This window comes from Sporofaciens sp. St.21A7, assembly GCF_059728535.1.
In genome coordinates, this window is record NZ_BAAGFN010000001.1 from 2266622 (window position 1) to 2282007 (window position 15386).

The 15386-nt window shown below is 47.7% G+C and carries 15 protein-coding genes; 11 read left to right on the forward strand and 4 right to left on the reverse strand.

The features are described 5' to 3' along the window. The first annotated feature begins 59 nt into the window (after positions 1–59). On the forward strand, positions 60–1244 hold the full coding sequence (locus tag AC6I3O_RS11250; RefSeq protein ID WP_497850941.1) for a UDP-N-acetyl glucosamine 2-epimerase: 1185 nt from the start codon (positions 60–62) through the stop codon (positions 1242–1244). Positions 1245–1282: 38 nt separating this feature from the next. Here AC6I3O_RS11250 and AC6I3O_RS11255 read toward each other — a convergent pair whose 3' ends face one another. Continuing rightward, positions 1283–3022 carry an AAA family ATPase gene (locus tag AC6I3O_RS11255; RefSeq protein WP_497850942.1) on the reverse strand — a complete coding sequence of 580 codons (1740 nt, stop codon included), beginning with the start codon at positions 3020–3022 and terminating at the stop codon, positions 1283–1285. A 203-nt stretch (positions 3023–3225) separates the two neighbouring features. Here AC6I3O_RS11255 and sigG point away from each other — a divergent pair, with 203 nt between their 5' ends. From sigG to AC6I3O_RS11270, 3 genes are all read left to right on the forward strand, one after another. Further along, a complete protein-coding gene (gene sigG / locus AC6I3O_RS11260; RefSeq protein ID WP_497850943.1) occupies positions 3226–4002 on the forward strand; it encodes an RNA polymerase sporulation sigma factor SigG in 777 nt (258 codons plus the stop codon). A 93-nt stretch (positions 4003–4095) separates the two neighbouring features. After that, entirely contained in the window at positions 4096–4749 is a 654-nt protein-coding gene (locus AC6I3O_RS11265; RefSeq protein WP_497850944.1) for an HAD family hydrolase, read from the forward strand. An 86-nt stretch (positions 4750–4835) separates the two neighbouring features. Further along, complete coding sequence (locus AC6I3O_RS11270; RefSeq protein WP_497850945.1) at positions 4836–5099, forward strand: glyoxalase; 264 nt, start codon at positions 4836–4838, stop codon at positions 5097–5099. Positions 5100–5122: 23 nt separating this feature from the next. Here the strand turns inward: AC6I3O_RS11270 and AC6I3O_RS11275 are convergent, their stop codons facing one another. Next, entirely contained in the window at positions 5123–5557 is a 435-nt protein-coding gene (locus tag AC6I3O_RS11275; protein WP_497850946.1) for an FMN-binding protein, read from the reverse strand. Positions 5558–5689: 132 nt separating this feature from the next. Here AC6I3O_RS11275 and pth point away from each other — a divergent pair, with 132 nt between their 5' ends. Genes pth through AC6I3O_RS11290 form a run of 3 tightly spaced genes read left to right on the forward strand, consistent with a single transcriptional unit; the run spans position 5690 to position 10820 of the window. Further along, positions 5690–6280, forward strand: coding sequence for an aminoacyl-tRNA hydrolase (gene pth / locus AC6I3O_RS11280; protein WP_497850947.1), 591 nt, complete (start codon positions 5690–5692; stop codon positions 6278–6280). Positions 6281–6332: 52 nt separating this feature from the next. Next, a complete protein-coding gene (gene mfd / locus AC6I3O_RS11285; protein WP_497850948.1) occupies positions 6333–9677 on the forward strand; it encodes a transcription-repair coupling factor in 3345 nt (1114 codons plus the stop codon). Positions 9678–9737: 60 nt separating this feature from the next. Further along, positions 9738–10820 carry a peptidylprolyl isomerase gene (locus AC6I3O_RS11290; RefSeq protein WP_497850949.1) on the forward strand — a complete coding sequence of 361 codons (1083 nt, stop codon included), beginning with the start codon at positions 9738–9740 and terminating at the stop codon, positions 10818–10820. A 172-nt stretch (positions 10821–10992) separates the two neighbouring features. On the opposite strand, the gene AC6I3O_RS11295 is transcribed toward AC6I3O_RS11290, so the two are convergent. After that, positions 10993–11439, reverse strand: a complete 447-nt coding sequence (locus tag AC6I3O_RS11295; protein WP_497850950.1) for a GatB/YqeY domain-containing protein — start codon at positions 11437–11439, stop codon at positions 10993–10995. 173 nt (positions 11440–11612) lie between these two features. Between AC6I3O_RS11295 and AC6I3O_RS11300 the strand changes: the two genes are divergently transcribed. The 4 genes from AC6I3O_RS11300 to AC6I3O_RS11315 are packed head-to-tail and all read left to right on the forward strand — an operon-like array spanning position 11613 to position 14612. After that, a complete protein-coding gene (locus tag AC6I3O_RS11300; RefSeq protein WP_497850951.1) occupies positions 11613–12068 on the forward strand; it encodes an NfeD family protein in 456 nt (151 codons plus the stop codon). Positions 12069–12070: 2 nt separating this feature from the next. Then, positions 12071–13006 (forward strand): SPFH domain-containing protein, encoded by a 936-nt coding sequence (locus AC6I3O_RS11305; RefSeq protein WP_497850952.1) that lies wholly within the window; start codon positions 12071–12073, stop codon positions 13004–13006. A gap of 39 nt (positions 13007–13045) precedes the next feature. Beyond that, positions 13046–13768: a LytR/AlgR family response regulator transcription factor gene (locus tag AC6I3O_RS11310; protein WP_497850953.1), complete on the forward strand. Its 723-nt coding sequence runs from the start codon at positions 13046–13048 to the stop codon at positions 13766–13768. Then, entirely contained in the window at positions 13761–14612 is an 852-nt protein-coding gene (locus tag AC6I3O_RS11315) for a sensor histidine kinase (protein ID WP_497850954.1), read from the forward strand. Before AC6I3O_RS11310 ends, AC6I3O_RS11315 begins: the two co-directional genes overlap by 8 nt. A gap of 126 nt (positions 14613–14738) precedes the next feature. On the opposite strand, the gene AC6I3O_RS11320 is transcribed toward AC6I3O_RS11315, so the two are convergent. Then, the gene (locus tag AC6I3O_RS11320) at positions 14739–15179 is read right to left on the reverse strand and encodes a GNAT family N-acetyltransferase (protein ID WP_497850955.1); all 441 of its coding nucleotides are present in this window, start codon (positions 15177–15179) and stop codon (positions 14739–14741) included. Positions 15180–15386: the final 207 nt, after the last annotated feature.

Sequence of the window (15386 nt, forward strand, 5' to 3'; positions counted from 1 at the left end):
GTGGACGGTGAGTTGTTGTGACACAGAATTCGGCAGAAGAAAGGAAAGAGACAGAGCATATGGAGATTAAAACGGACTATACGGATATACATTTTCAAGAGAACGGCAAACTAAAACTTCTCATCATCGTAGGGACACGCCCGGAGATTATCAGGCTTGGGGCGGTAATTCATAAATGCCGGAAATATTTTGACTGCATTCTTGCGCATACCGGGCAGAATTATGACTACAACTTAAACGGCGTGTTTTTCCACGACTTGAAGCTTGACGCCCCTGATGTATACATGGACGCGGTCGGGGACGACTTAGGGGCGACGGTGGGCAACATTATCAATTGTTCCTATAAGCTGATGAACACCATCCACCCGGACGCGCTTCTGATTCTGGGCGATACCAACAGCTGCCTTTCGGCGATTGCGGCAAAGCGGCTTCATATCCCCATATTCCACATGGAGGCGGGGAACCGGTGTAAGGACGAGTGCCTTCCGGAGGAGACAAACCGCCGTATTGTAGATATTATTTCGGACGTCAATCTTGCATATTCCGAGCATGCCAGAAAATATCTGCATGAATGCGGCCTGCCCAAGGAGCGTGTGTATGTGACCGGGTCGCCAATGGCAGAGGTGCTTCGCCAGAATCTGCCAGACATTGAGAAATCGGAGATTTTGGATAAACTGGGATTAGAACCCAAGAAGTATATCCTGCTCTCTGCCCACCGGGAAGAGAATATTGACACGGAGAAGAACTTTATTTCCCTGTTTACCGCGGTCAACCAGATGGCAGAGCGATACGATATGCCGATTCTGTATTCCTGCCATCCGAGAAGCAGAAAAAGGCTGGAAGAGACGGGATTTGAACTGGATTCGCGGGTGGTGCGCCATGAGCCGTTAGGCTTCCACGACTATAACCATTTACAGATGAATGCGTTTGCCGTGGTTTCGGATTCAGGGACATTGCCGGAGGAGAGCAGCTTTTTCACAAGTATCGGAAAGCCCTTTCCTGCAGTCTGCATCCGAACCAGTACGGAGCGCCCCGAGGCGTTAGATAAAGCTTGTTTTGTGCTGGCGGGCATTGATGAGAAGTCGCTTCTGCAGGCGGTGGACATTGCGGTACAGATGAACCTTGACGGAGATTATGGGATTCCGGTACCAGATTATGTGGAGGAGAATGTCAGTACCAAGGTGGTCAAGCTGATTCAAAGTTATACCGGGGTTGTGGATAAGATGGTTTGGAGGAAGTATTAGAAACAATAGTGCAGGAAGCAGTCGGGAAATGCGATATCTCATTTCCCGACTGCTTCCTGCACTTTGTTTGCGGGGCTGCTATAACCGATGAAAACCTTTTTCCCTTCAAAAGCAAACCCATAGTGATGAATCTGTTCCCTGGAAAATCCCTTGGCAGACAACTCGATGTCGTATCCTTTTTCTTCAATCTGCGCCAGAGCATTTTTGGCAGTTTGTTCCAAAGTAATTTCAGAATCCGGAGCTTTCACTTTGAACTCAAACACATACGCATTTTTCCCCCTGTCAGTTGGTTCCATAATGACGTCGTACCTTCCAAGACCGCTTTCTCGGTTTGAGCTAATCACATACTCAAGTTTGGCGTCTGCAATCAATCCTAAAACAAAACCATGGTAAAATCTTTCCGGCTCTGTCTGTTCAGAGGGATGGTTGCCGCTATCAAAGAAACTGAATGTATTTAACGCCATCTTATTCATGTAGTGGTTCATATATCCCACGTTATTTTCAAGAAGAGCTTTGATGAAATCATTATAGCGGGCGGATGATTTCTTAAACCACCCTTGAATCATCCTTCGGAACTCTTTCATTACCTCAAGATTGGTCAATGATAACTGATAAACTCCTTCTTCGGATAGTCCGTCTGCTTTTAGATAGCCTGACGCAAGGAGCAGGCTCCAGATTGCTTCGCTGCTTTCTCCTAGCTGGTCGAATATGATTTCTTCGTCAATCTCCGTCTCAATGCTTTTACCTTCGAGCAGATCTTCCATTGCAATCTTAATGTCGGAAGCGCTTTCCTGGATAAATTTGCTGACCAAATGATTGGAGCTGGTATTCGCCCAGTAAGTTCCAAATTTCTTCGTATCCAGATATTTCGTGATAGACCATGGGTTGTAGATGTCTTTTCTGTTACCAAAGCAAAATCCGTCATACCAGAGCCGTACTTTATCAAGCGTACTGTCAAGCTCATATTGTTGAAGAGATGTCTGTACTTCTTCCTCAGTAAAACCAAACGCCGTACAATATTTCTCAGATGTTGTAGTAATAACCTCAAGGTTATTCAGGTCGGAGAAAATAGATTCTTTGCTTACTCGGGTAATCCCGGTCATGATTGCCCGATTTAAAGATATATTTGACTTAAAGGTCAGATTAAACATACTGCGGATCAGCGTTGACAGTTCGTTCCAGTATCCGGACATATAAGCTTCCAGCAGGGGAGTGTCATATTCATCAAGAAAGATCAGGACTTTTTTCTTGTGATAGCGTTCCAGATACATAGAGAGCGTATATAATGATGACGCCAGCATAGTATCAGAAATTTTTTCCCTGGGAGAGGGCTGTATGGAATAATTCTGGAAGGCATCATAGTTAGCGCTTTCTTCTCTGCTCAACGCATCGCTGCATTTCAGATAGGAATGGGCGTCATAAGCATTTGCCACGGCTTTAATGATGCCGTCTCTTGCATTGGAGAAAAGATCCGCCTTCACCCCGGCAAAACTCAAAAAAATTACCGGATATGTTCCCTGAATCCTGCGGTATTCCTCGGATTCCCAAATAGTAAGCTCTTTAAATAAATCACTTCTGCCCTTATATTTTTCAGAGAAAAAACATTCCATCATACTCATGTTCAAGGTTTTCCCAAAACGGCGGGGACGGGTTATGAGGGTAACTTCATCACGTTCCTCCCACCATTCCCGGATAAAATCTGTTTTATCTACATAGAAGGATTGGGTCGTCCTTATTTTTTCAAAACTCTGATTCCCAATGGAAATAGCGGCTTTCATAAGCTCTGTCGGCTCCTTTCAGATGGCGTACGTTTTTATATCCAGATTTTATCACACTGTCTTTTGCATATCAAGGGAACTGTCTCTGTCAAGGACCAAAACTTTTTTTATTTTCCTGTTTCAGGAATACGACGCCCTTCAAGTGAGAATCATTTTACTATACAAAGATTCAAATTTATTTATCTGGTAGGAGGGCTCTTTTTATGGCACAGGGAAAAGTTGAAATATGCGGGGTAAATACGGCGAAGCTCCCGATCCTGAAAGAAGAGGAGAAGGAGGCTTTGATTGCCCGGATTAAGGCGGGGGACGCCGAGGCGAAAGAGGAATACATTAAGGGCAATCTCCGGCTTGTATTGAGTGTAATCAAGCGTTTCGGGGCAAGCAACGAGAATCCAGACGACTTGTTCCAGATTGGGTGTATCGGGCTGATTAAGGCAATAAATAATTTCAATACGGAGCTTGACGTGAAATTTTCAACTTACGCAGTACCTATGATTATCGGCGAGATCCGGCGGTACATGCGGGACAATAATTCCATCCGTGTCAGCCGTTCGCTGCGGGATACGGCATATAAAGCGATTTATGCGAAGGAAAATTATGTGAAACGGAATCTGAAAGAACCGACTGTTCAGGAGATTGCAGAGGAGATAGGGATTTCCAAGGAGGATATTGTGTTTGCGCTGGACGCCATCCAGGCGCCTATGAGCCTGCAGGAGCCGGTTTACAATGACGGCGGCGACGCCCTTTATGTGATGGATCAGATCAGCGATACCAAGAACAAAGAAGAAAAATGGGTAGAGGATCTGTCCTTGGAGGCTGCCATGGAGCATCTGGGGGAGCGGGAACGGTATATTATTAAGCTCCGGTTTTTTGAAGGAAAAACCCAGATGGAAGTAGCGGAGCAGATTCAGATTTCTCAGGCCCAGGTCAGCAGGCTTGAGAAAAATGCGCTCCGGGTGATGCGGCAGTATCTTTCATAATGCGTAGGGAACCTGCTCTGAAAAAAGGGGGGTTCCCTACTTGCATTTTCAGTATGTCTATACTATGATTAGAGCATGGAGGGTATTTACATTATGAAAGCATGCATATTTGATTTAGACGGAACATTGACTGACACACTGGAATCTCTGACATATTCGGTAGTCGAGACGTTAAAGGAGATGGGGATGCCGCCCATCACATCGGATGAATGTCGCCGATTTGTTGGAAATGGAGCCAGGGTTTTGATTGAGAAGTCCCTCAAGGCAGCAGGCGGTGAAACGGCGGCCGGAAGGCTTGACGAGGGGATGGAGATCTATGGACGCATATTTGACGCCAACTGTACATATCATGTAACACCCTACGAGGGCATCCGGGAGATGCTGTCAGAACTGAAAAGCCAGGGAATCCGGCTTGGAGTCTTGTCCAATAAACCTCACAGGCAGACGGTGAAAGTTGTACGGGAGATTTTCGGGGAGGGCGTGTTTGACTGTGTGCAGGGACAGCAGGAGCAAATCGCGAGAAAGCCAGATCCAGAAGGGGTGTACCGTTTAATGGAGGCGTTAAATACAACGAAAGAGGAGTGCCTGTATGTGGGCGATTCCGAAGTAGATATTCGGACAGGAAAGAATGCGGGAGTCAGGACGGTTGGCGTGGCATGGGGATTCAGAGACAGAGAGACTCTATCGGCTGCCGGGGCGGAGACGATTATAGACAGGCCTGGAGAACTGACGGGTATCTGGATATAACGGGAAGAATGCCTGGAAAGCGAAGGGATCCGGCGCACCCAGGAGCAAATTCAGATAGAGAGTGGGAATAAGGAGGAAGAGGTAAGATGTATGAGTATGATGAAGAGTGCCTGAAGACATTTCTGAAAAAGCAGGGACAGCTATTTGACGAGCCGGTAGCAGAGACATTGGAGGAAGCGGAGGCTTTCCTTGAGGACTGTATTGCGGCGGTCGTGGACAGTATTAAGGAAGTAAAGGAATTTCTGGAAGAAGGGGGCGCAGACGTGGAGGGAATGTCCGCCGAGGAGCTGGAGGAAGCGTCGGAAGTCTTCGCGCTTCCCGGCGGAAGATATCTAATTGTGGAGGGATAGAAGCCCCGTACAAAAAGCCGTAACTACTTGGTAGTTTCGGCTTTTTTCAGCGCTTCTTCGATTGCATTGATAATGACCTGGGAGGTATAAGGGTTCTCCTCGGAATACTGGATATTTTCTAATGACTGATGGTCATACACCTGCTCCGCAATATCTTCAATCGCCGGCTGGATTAACGGAAACATGGTCGCCACCGTCTCATCCAGGTTGGAAAAACGGATGGAATTGATGTGGGACTCATCCACCGTTACCTCCACCTCCAGAGCAGTATTATTCAAGGTGACGGTAGAGGTGTAGACCCCCGGCATGTATTTTTCTTCGATGCTGCCCGCTTCTTTATTCTTAGGAAGGAACATGAACAGCAGCAGTATGATTAGCAGGATTGCCAAGGTCGCGAATACCGCTGTGTAGATAATCTCCTTCATATGCAATACGACTATTTTTGTTCTGGAACTCATAAATTGCCTCCTGTATTGGGTATGATATTTGGTTTTCTATAATGTATGAGAAAAACAGGAAAATTATTCATTTCTTTTTGCGTGACAAATGAACCTGCTTCTTGTATAATAGGAAACCGAGGTGAAGAAAAGATGTTTATCATTGCAGGGCTTGGGAATCCTACATTACAGTATGAAGGAACCAGGCATAATGTAGGTTTTGAGGTCATAGATGCCCTTGCGGGCAAATATAATATTTCTGTAGACGGTAGAAAGAACCGGGCATATGTGGGAAAAGGGCTGATCTGCGGCAGGAAGGTGATCCTGGCAAAACCACAGACATATATGAATCTCAGCGGAGAGAGCATCAGGGGGCTTACGGATTATTACAAGGTGGAGCCGGAGGATGAACTGCTGGTCATCTATGACGACGTGAGCCTGGATGTGGGACAACTGCGCATCCGCAAGAAGGGGAGCGCAGGCGGGCATAATGGGATTAAGAATATTATCTCGAATCTTGGGACGGAGGTGTTTCCGAGAATCAAAGTAGGAGTGGGTGAGAAGCCTAAGAACTATGATTTGGCGGATTATGTGCTCGGGCATTTTTCCAAAGCCGAGCGGGAGTTGATGGAAGAAGGATACAAACAGGCAGTCTGTGCCATCGAGACGATTCTTGAGGAAGGGACGGATGCCGCAATGAATCTATATAACAGGAAGGTAAGGCCAGCCGCCAAAGAAGTATGACAGGATGGGAGGGCTAGGCAAAACCAGCCTTAGAACAGGAGGAGGCATCAGGATGCAGGCCTTAATTGCGCCGTTAAATGAGTTGGCAGAGTTTGAAGAGCTCTACAAAAACCGAACGAAGGAACGGGGGATGATACGTGTCTGCGGATGCGTCAATTCCCAGAAAACACATATGATGTACGCGTTGAGCGATGGCTTGAAATATAAAGTCATCGCCTGTTCCAGTGAACTCAAGGCGAAGCAGATATATGAAGAGTACCATTTCCTCGATCCTCAGACGTACCTGTATCCGGCAAAGGATTTGCTGTTCTATCAGGCTGACCTCAGGAGCAAGGAACTTCTGCGGCAGCGTATGGAAGTGATTCAGGCGTTGGAGGAAGGAAAACCAATGACGGTGGTGACGAGTTTCGATGCATTTCTGGATTCGTTAGTTCCCAAAGAAGTAATCGGAGAGCGGTTCCTGAACATTAAGAATGACAGCGCCCTGGATTTGGGGGAAATGCAGCGAAGGCTTACGGAGCTTGGATATGACAGGGAAACACAGATTGAAGGGTTCGGGCAGTTTGCCGTCCGGGGAGGCATCTTGGACGTGTATCCTCTGACGGAGGAGCTCCCCGTCCGTATCGAGATGTGGGGAGACGAGGTGGATTCCATTCGTACTTTTGACGTGGAGACACAGAGGTCTATCGAGAACCTTACGGAGATATCCATCTGCCCGGCAATTGAATTTCCTCAGGAAGGGGAACGGAGGGTGTCGTTTCTGGATTATTTCCCTGTGGATGAGACAATCCTGTTTCTGGATGAACCTGTGCGCCTTAGGGAAAAGGGCGAGGGCGTAGAAGCGGAGTTTATGGAGGCGCAGAAGAAGCGGGTGGAGAACGGTTATGAGATGACGGATGGGGAGGTCAGCCTGTTCGGGACGGAAGAGATTCTCCATAAAATCAACGATTACAGCAGCATCGGTTTTTTTGCGCTGGATATGCGCTGCAAGATTCTGGAAACCAGAGGTTCATTAAGCCTTCAGGCGAAAACGGTTAATCCTTATAACAGCAGCTTTGACATGCTGACCCGTGATTTAAAGCGTCTGAAACGAAACGGATACCGGGTAGTTCTTCTTTCAGGTTCCCGGACAAGGGCAAAACGCCTGGCGGAAGATTTGCGGGACTATAACCTGAGCAGTTTCTATAGCGACGACCTGGATCGTAAGGCGGCTCCCGGCGAAATCATGACGGCTTACGGCCATGTAGCCACAGGGTATGAGTACCCGATGATAAAATATACGGTAATCTCGGAGACGGACATTTTCGGGAAGGTGAAGAAGAAAAAAAAGAGAAAACTATACGAAGGACGGAAGATTCAGGAGTTTTCCGAGCTGAAACCGGGAGATTACGTAGTTCATGAGAATCATGGGCTTGGAATCTATCAGGGAATCGAGAAGATTGAGGTGGATAAGATTTCCAAGGATTATATGAAGATTTCCTATGCTAAGGGGGGCAATCTCTATATTCCGGCGACCCAGCTTGATTTGATACAGAAGTATGCCAACGCAGATGCAAAGAAGCCAAAACTGAACCGTCTGGGAACCCAGGAGTGGAACCGGACGAAATCCCGGGTACGGGGCGCCGTCCGGGAGATTGCAAGGGATTTGGTGAAACTGTACGCCGCAAGGCAGAAGCAGGAAGGCTACGTGTATGGGGAGGATACGGTCTGGCAGAAGGAATTCGAGGAAATGTTCCCCTTCGAGGAAACGGAAGACCAGATTCATGCGATTGAAGCCGTGAAGCGGGATATGCAGAGCAAAAAGATTATGGACCGGCTGATTTGCGGGGATGTTGGATTCGGGAAGACAGAGGTTGCAATCCGGGCGGCGTTCAAGGCGGTGCAGGAGGATAAGCAGGTGGTGTATCTGGTTCCGACGACGATTCTTGCACAGCAGCATTATAATACGTTTTTGCAGAGGATGAAGGATTTCCCGGTAAGGGTAGATTTGATGTGCCGGTTCCGGACGCCTGCCCAGCAGAAGAAGACGGTGGAGGATACGAAGCGGGGGCTGGTGGACATTGTAATCGGCACCCACAGGGTCTTAGGAAATGATTTGAAGTTCAAGGATTTAGGGCTTCTGATTATTGATGAGGAGCAGCGTTTCGGCGTGCAGCATAAAGAGAAAATTAAACAGCTAAAGGAAAATGTGGACGTGTTGACGCTGACGGCGACGCCGATTCCCCGGACCTTGCATATGAGCCTGATTGGAATCCGGGATATGAGCGTCTTAGAGGAGGCGCCCAATGACCGTATGCCGATTCAGACCTATGTGATGGAATATAACGATGAGATGGTACGGGAAGCCATTGAGCGGGAATGTGCGAGACAGGGGCAGGTCTACTATGTGTATAACCGGGTGGAGGATATTGCAGAGGTTACGGCGCACATCCAGAAGCTTGTCCCGGAGGTTTCCGTGGAGTTTGCCCATGGGCAGATGAAGGAGCATCAGCTTGAGAAGATTATGTATGAATTCATCAGCGGGGAGATCGACGTGTTGGTGTCCACTACCATTATTGAAACCGGGCTTGACATTTCCAATGTGAATACCATGATAATTCATGACTCAGACCGGCTGGGGCTGTCGCAGCTGTATCAGCTCAGGGGAAGGGTGGGACGTTCAAACCGGATGGCGTACGCATTTCTCCTGTACCGGAGAGACAAGATGTTAAAGGAGGTTGCGGAGAAACGGCTTGCCGCTATCCGAGAATTTACCGACCTTGGCTCCGGGTTTAAGATTGCTATGCGGGATCTGGAGATCCGAGGCGCAGGGAATCTTCTGGGGGCGGAGCAGCATGGCAATATGGAGGCTGTGGGGTATGACATGTACTGTAAGATGCTCAACGAGGCGGTCCGGCACATGAAAGGCGAGGCGGAGGAAGAGACTTATGTGACGACGCTGGATTTGAACGTAGATGCATTTATCCCGGATTCCTATATTCCCAATGAATACCAGAAATTGGATATTTATAAGCGGATTGCTGCGATTGAAAATGAGGAAGAGAAGGAAGATATGACGGAGGAGCTGACGGACCGTTTCGGGGATATCCCTAAGAAGGTGGAAAAGCTGTTGGAGGCGGCCAGCTTAAAGGCTTTGGCCCACAGCGTATATGTCACTTCCGTGGAACAGAAAGGCGAGACGTATTATTTTACCATGTATGAGAAGGCAAAGATACAGCCTGGAAGGATTCCGGCGCTGATCAATGAATTCCGGGGGGATTTGACTCTAAAAACGGACGGGGAGAGTCCTTGCTTTATCTACGAGAGGAAGGGCAGGATGCGGAAGGAAAAGGGAGTGGATGCCCTGGCAGTTGTGAAAAATGTGTTAAATGGCATGAAGGGATTGATTGAGCAGTAAAAAAGGGATATAATGAAGGCTGATATGCTTGAAGGGATGATACGAAGGAGGTATATAGAGATGAAAAAGAAGATTTTAATGCTGATGATGGCAGGGATGCTAAGCGTGGTTTCCCTTGCCGGGTGCAGTTCATTTAAAGAGGATGAAGTAGTGGCGACGGTAGGGGATCAGAAGATTACGGCTGATATTGCGAATTTTTATGCAAGGTATGTGCAGGCGCAGTATGAGACTTACTATTCGGCGTATCTGGGAGAGAATATGTGGGACAGCGAGGCTGCAAAGGGCAAGACTTATGAGGAATCTGTGAAGGATTCCGTGCTTGAGAGCCTTGAGGATATGATAGTCCTGGAGGCGCACATGAAGGATTACGAGGCGGAGCTTTCCGACGAAGAGAAGAGTGTCGTTGAGAAGGCTGCGAAGAAGTTCGACAATGTGAATGCGCTGGAGGATAAGGAGAAGGTATCCGGTTCGGAAGAGACGGTGAGGCGCGTCATGACGCTTATGGCGATTCAGCAGAAGATGCAGAAGAAGATTCAGGAAGGCGCCGATACGGAGGTGTCGGATGAGGAAGCCGCACAGAAGAGTATGCAGTATGTGCTGTTTTCCTATAAGACCGAGGACGAGGACGGGAAGTCTGTGGACATGACGGACGAGGAGAAGAAAGAGGCCGATAAGAAGGCCAAGGAGTTTGCCAAGGGCGCGAAAGACGCTAAGGATTTCGAGGCTTTTGTGAAAGAGCAGGGATTAGAGGCGAAGAAGGCGACCTTTGATTCCGAGTCAGTGAACCTGGCGGAAGACCTTATTAAGGAAGCGGACAAGCTGAAAGAGGGCGAAGTGACAGGGGTTGTGAAGACAGACGGCGGCTGCTATGTTGCGAAGCTGACCAGCCTGCTTGACCGCGAGGCGACGGACGCGAGAAAAGATACGATTGTAAATGAGCGGAAGCAGAAGCTCTATACAGATACTTGTAAAGAATGGCGCGAGAAAGCGGATATCAGTGTAGACAAGGATGTCTGGAAGAAGATTGATTTCAAAGAACTCAGGGTTACGATGAGGGAAGAAGTCAAGGAGCCTTATGCAAATGACGTGGAGACGGACGACGTGGCAGACGCCAAGAAAGAGGCGGAGGAGAATGGAGAGTAAGGTATGGAATTGGCAGCGGTAATAGCTGCGGTTGTAAAAATGGAAAGCATAAGAATGGAGTTTGTCTGCCGGACTGTGCTTTCCATTTTTATGTCCAAAGGACATGATTCTTGCCAGAGTGGGTCGGTTTGTCTGGTCGGGAGAGCCGAGTTATATCCGACGTACGCCTCTCCTATTGCATGATAGATGTGAGAATTTCATTCACCAGCTTGCCGTCAGCCTTGCCTTTGACCTTAGGCATCAGAACTTTCATGATTTTGCCCTTATCTTTGGCTGTAGGTGTTTCGATCCCAACTTCTTTTAAGGTTGCCAAGATGACGCCGCGAATCTCGGCTTCGTCCATCATCTTAGGGGCGTATTGCTCTAAGACGGCAAGCCGCTTGTTGCAGTCGTCGATGATCTCTGTACGGTCAGCAGGAGTCATTTCCAGTGTTTCTTTCGTCTGCTTGATTTCCTTCATGATTACCTGGGTCTCTTCTTCTTCAGTCAGGTCGTCCCGTTTGTCGATTGCTTTATTCTTGAGGGCGGCCAGCAGCATGGACAGTGTTTCCTTGGTTTCTTTGTCTCCGGCTTTCATGGCTTTCACCATATCGGCGCGGACTTCTTCGATTTTACTCATATGAATCCCTCCTGTTATTAGAATCAATTTGTCTTCACTATTATACAGAAGTGTGGAGGAAATATCCAGTGAAAATTAGTCATTCAAACATGAAATCACCGTATTCACGCAATAGCTATTGATTCATCCATCGAACTTTGTTACCATAGGTTCAACAGAAAGGAAGTGAACATATGGTGATGCAGGACAGTTATATTACGATTGCCTGGCTGGGGCTTCTGATCATTCTGCTGATTATCGAGATTATCACTGTGGGGCTGACGAGTATCTGGGCGGCCGGCGGCGCGCTGGCTGCGCTGATTCTAAACATCCTGGGATTATCTCTGGTGTGGCAGGTCATTGCATTCTTTGCCGTGACATTCGTGCTTCTCATTTTCACAAGGCCGTTTGCGGTGCGGTTCATCAACACGCAGCGGGAGAAGACGAATTACGAGGGGATTATCGGCAAGACGATTCGCATTGCAGAAAGGGTAGATAATATCAGACAGACGGGGATGGCGGTGGTGAATGGGCAGGAATGGACCGTGCGGGCAGAGGATGAACAGGAAGTCCTTGAGCCGGAGACGCTGGCGAAGGTAGTGAACATATCAGGTGTGAAGCTGATTGTAAGAAAGTATGAGGAGGAATAGGAATGAGTAGTGGTATTATTGGTTTAATTGTTGTAGTTATCGTAGTTTTGATTGTGTTGTTGCTTCTGATTTCCTGTATCAAGATCGTGCCTCAGGCGAGGGCGATGGTGGTAGAGCGTTTGGGGGCTTATCAGGCGACCTGGAGCACAGGGCTTCATTTTAAAGTGCCGATTATCGATCGTGTCGCAAGGCGGGTTGATTTGAAAGAGCAGGTGGTGGATTTCGCACCGCAGCCGGTAATCACGAAGGATAATGTCACCATGCGGATTGACACGGTAGTATTTTATCAGATTACCGATCCTAAGATGTTCTGTTATGGGGTGGCAAATCCGATTATGGCGATTGAGAACCTGACAGCGACGACGCTGCGTAACATTATCGGTGATTTGGAACTTGACCAGACATTGACGTCCAGGGAGACGATTAACACGAAGATGCGTGCGTCCCTTGACGTGGCGACAGACCCATGGGGAATCAAGGTGAACCGGGTTGAGTTAAAGAACATTATCCCGCCTGCAGCGATTCAGGATGCGATGGAGAAGCAAATGAAGGCTGAGCGCGAACGCCGTGAGGCAATCCTCAGGGCGGAAGGTGAGAAGAAGTCAACAATCCTTGTGGCAGAAGGTCACAAAGAGTCTGCAATCTTGGACGCCGAGGCTGAGAAGCAGGCGGCAATCCTCAGGGCAGAGGCGCAGAAGGAAGCTATGATCCGTGAGGCGGAAGGTGAGGCGGAAGCCATCTTGAAGGTACAGAAGGCGAACGCCGACGGTATCCGTTTCCTGAAAGAAGCGGGAGCGGACGAGGCAGTGCTTACCATGAAGAGCCTGGAGGCGTTTGAGAAAGCGGCGGACGGCAAGGCGACAAAGATTATCATCCCCTCAGAGATTCAGGGAATTGCAGGGCTGGTAAAGAGCGCAAAGGAAGTAATTGCCGAGTAGAAAATGACAGTAAAGTGAAAGCAAAAAGGAGGCGGCGGTATGATACATGTATTGATTCTGGAGGATGACAGGGCTTCGATGGAAGCCCTGGAGAAAATCCTAATGGAGTATCCGGAGAATATCTGTGTCCACGCCGCCTCTTCTTATGAAGAGGCAAAAGCGCTTCTGGCGCAGGATATCCGGTATGGGTTATTCCTGCTGGATGTGAATCTGGGAGGCGAGAACAGGGAGGATATCGGAGGAATCCTGTTCGCAAGACAGCTGCGGGAACAGTTTCGCTATACGTTTACCCCGGTTGTTATGGTCACGTCCGTTGGCGCGATGGAGATGCAGGCGTACAGGGAATTGCACTGCTATCAGTACATTATGAAACCATTTCTGCCAGAACAGGTCAGGGAGGTGGTCAGGAAGGTTCTTGGACAGGAGAAGCAGGAAGAACCGCCCTCGATAATGGTGAAGCGAGATGGGGTGAACTATCAGGTCAGGTGTGAGGACATCCGCTATATTGAGGCGGTACACAGGGGCGTCTGCCTTCACCTGAAAGAGGAAGACTGGAAAATCCCGTATGTGACGCTGAAAGATATTTTATCGAGAGTTCCGGAAGGCATGTTCCTGCAATGCCACAGGGTATTTGCCGTGAACCGCCGTGAGGTGGAGTATTACGATACGGTAAACCGAATCGTGAAACTCAGAGGATGTGAAGATGTGGTAGAGATTGGCGTGACGTACAAGGCAGAGATAGGGAGGCTTGTGAGTGGCTAACTGGGCGAGAAAATTTTTATACCGGATTTTTTGTGTGCTTGCAATGCTGGTGTCGGTCTATCTGATTGTGGATTTTCTGGTCAGCGGCACATTTGATTATCGGATTTTTACGATGTTTTTGCTGCTTACGGTAGTGGAAATCTGGGGAATCATTGACTGGCGGAGGAATTATCTCCTGATGCAGCAGAAGGAATCGGAATTGAAGCTGTATCAACATTATATCCGGCCGTTGGAAGAACTGGTGAAGGAGATTCGTGCGAAACAGCATGAGTTTGACAATCATGTCAACGCGATTCTGAACATGCACCTGACAGTGAACGATTATGAGGAACTGGTTGCGCGGCAGTCGGCGTATATTACGGAGGTGATTCGGGACGACGGCAGCAGGAAGTATCTGCCGCTGCTTAGGATCAGCGACAAGGTGCTTGCCGGGTTTCTTTATAGTAAGATCGTCCGTGCGCCGTCTTATGTGAAGACGGAGGTAGAGGTGAAGAGCCTGGAGATTATTTCGGGGATTTCGGAACACCATTTGATTGAGATTGTGGGTACGTTGGTGGATAATGCTTATGAAGCCTGTACGGAGGAAATGAACCGGGTGGTCATGGAACTGGATTCAGAGGATGACAGGATGGTTTTCCTGATTAAGAACCAGGTGCAGGGGATGAAGCTTAAAAATATTCACAGGTTTTTCGAGAAGGGTTATTCTACGAAGAAGGACGCCGAACGTCATGGACTTGGGCTGTATCGTGCGAAGATGCTGATTGGACGGTATCATGGGGATATTGTGGTGGGTATGGAGAAGGCGGATGGGGCAGATTTTATCTGTATGAAGGTGGTTGTGTAAGGAACTACTGGTATAATCTATACGTACGGTTAATTCATGTGGGTTATACCAGTACAACATTGCAGGCCAGGCAGTTCGGCAGGTTTTGCATCTCCCGGCAACAGATTGCTAGCGCTTTATAGGTGGCTATAATATAAACTTAAAAATACATTTTTCTGTTTCGCCGTCTTCTCTCATATCATTATCCGCAGGCAGTTCTACAGTTTCTAAAAGTTCGCCGCCTGCATATTCGCAAGTTTTTCTCGAAGCGTAATTATCTGGATTACAAGTAATAATCACATATTCTAACTGGTGCATCTTTGCTAATTCAAACAGCAGCAAACACGCCTTTCCTGCATAATGGTGACCTCTATATTTTTCATCTACACGATATCCTATATTTCCACCATAATATAATTTATCATTATGGCCGATACGCAAGTCGCAAACGCCCATTTTTATTCCATCTTGATTGCAGATTGCAAAATGATATGCAGGAACCCACCCTTTTTCTTCATTCCCGTCAGCGGTTCTTTCCAAAACCAAATTTATTTCATCATTTTGTAAAAAGGATGTATCTAAAAACATTTCTTTACCTCCATAAATTCTTATATGCCTCGCCGCTTTCCGTAAATGAAGTATATCAGAAAAATATGAAAATTTCTACTGTCTGCAGCAGAAATGTCCAAATATTTCTCCATTTATGTTACAATTAAGAAAACATGCAGAAACGCATGAAGACTATGACACCTTTGGTTGGTGTCAAGATATCGGTATGTTGTGTCAAGAGAACAG

Excerpts from the sequence above, each read along its gene's own strand:
- AC6I3O_RS11250 (WP_497850941.1), top strand. The coding sequence starts at position 60 with ATGGAGATTAAAACGGACTATACGGATATACATTTTCAAGAGAACGGC.
- AC6I3O_RS11255 (WP_497850942.1), bottom strand. The coding sequence starts at position 3,022 with ATGAAAGCCGCTATTTCCATTGGGAATCAGAGTTTTGAAAAAATAAGG.
- sigG (WP_497850943.1), top strand. The coding sequence starts at position 3,226 with ATGGCACAGGGAAAAGTTGAAATATGCGGGGTAAATACGGCGAAGCTC.
- AC6I3O_RS11265 (WP_497850944.1), top strand. The coding sequence starts at position 4,096 with ATGAAAGCATGCATATTTGATTTAGACGGAACATTGACTGACACACTG.
- AC6I3O_RS11270 (WP_497850945.1), top strand. The coding sequence starts at position 4,836 with ATGTATGAGTATGATGAAGAGTGCCTGAAGACATTTCTGAAAAAGCAG.
- AC6I3O_RS11275 (WP_497850946.1), bottom strand. The coding sequence starts at position 5,557 with ATGAGTTCCAGAACAAAAATAGTCGTATTGCATATGAAGGAGATTATC.
- pth (WP_497850947.1), top strand. The coding sequence starts at position 5,690 with ATGTTTATCATTGCAGGGCTTGGGAATCCTACATTACAGTATGAAGGA.
- mfd (WP_497850948.1), top strand. The coding sequence starts at position 6,333 with ATGCAGGCCTTAATTGCGCCGTTAAATGAGTTGGCAGAGTTTGAAGAG.
- AC6I3O_RS11290 (WP_497850949.1), top strand. The coding sequence starts at position 9,738 with ATGAAAAAGAAGATTTTAATGCTGATGATGGCAGGGATGCTAAGCGTG.
- AC6I3O_RS11295 (WP_497850950.1), bottom strand. The coding sequence starts at position 11,439 with ATGAGTAAAATCGAAGAAGTCCGCGCCGATATGGTGAAAGCCATGAAA.
- AC6I3O_RS11300 (WP_497850951.1), top strand. The coding sequence starts at position 11,613 with ATGGTGATGCAGGACAGTTATATTACGATTGCCTGGCTGGGGCTTCTG.
- AC6I3O_RS11305 (WP_497850952.1), top strand. The coding sequence starts at position 12,071 with ATGAGTAGTGGTATTATTGGTTTAATTGTTGTAGTTATCGTAGTTTTG.
- AC6I3O_RS11310 (WP_497850953.1), top strand. The coding sequence starts at position 13,046 with ATGATACATGTATTGATTCTGGAGGATGACAGGGCTTCGATGGAAGCC.
- AC6I3O_RS11320 (WP_497850955.1), bottom strand. The coding sequence starts at position 15,179 with ATGTTTTTAGATACATCCTTTTTACAAAATGATGAAATAAATTTGGTT.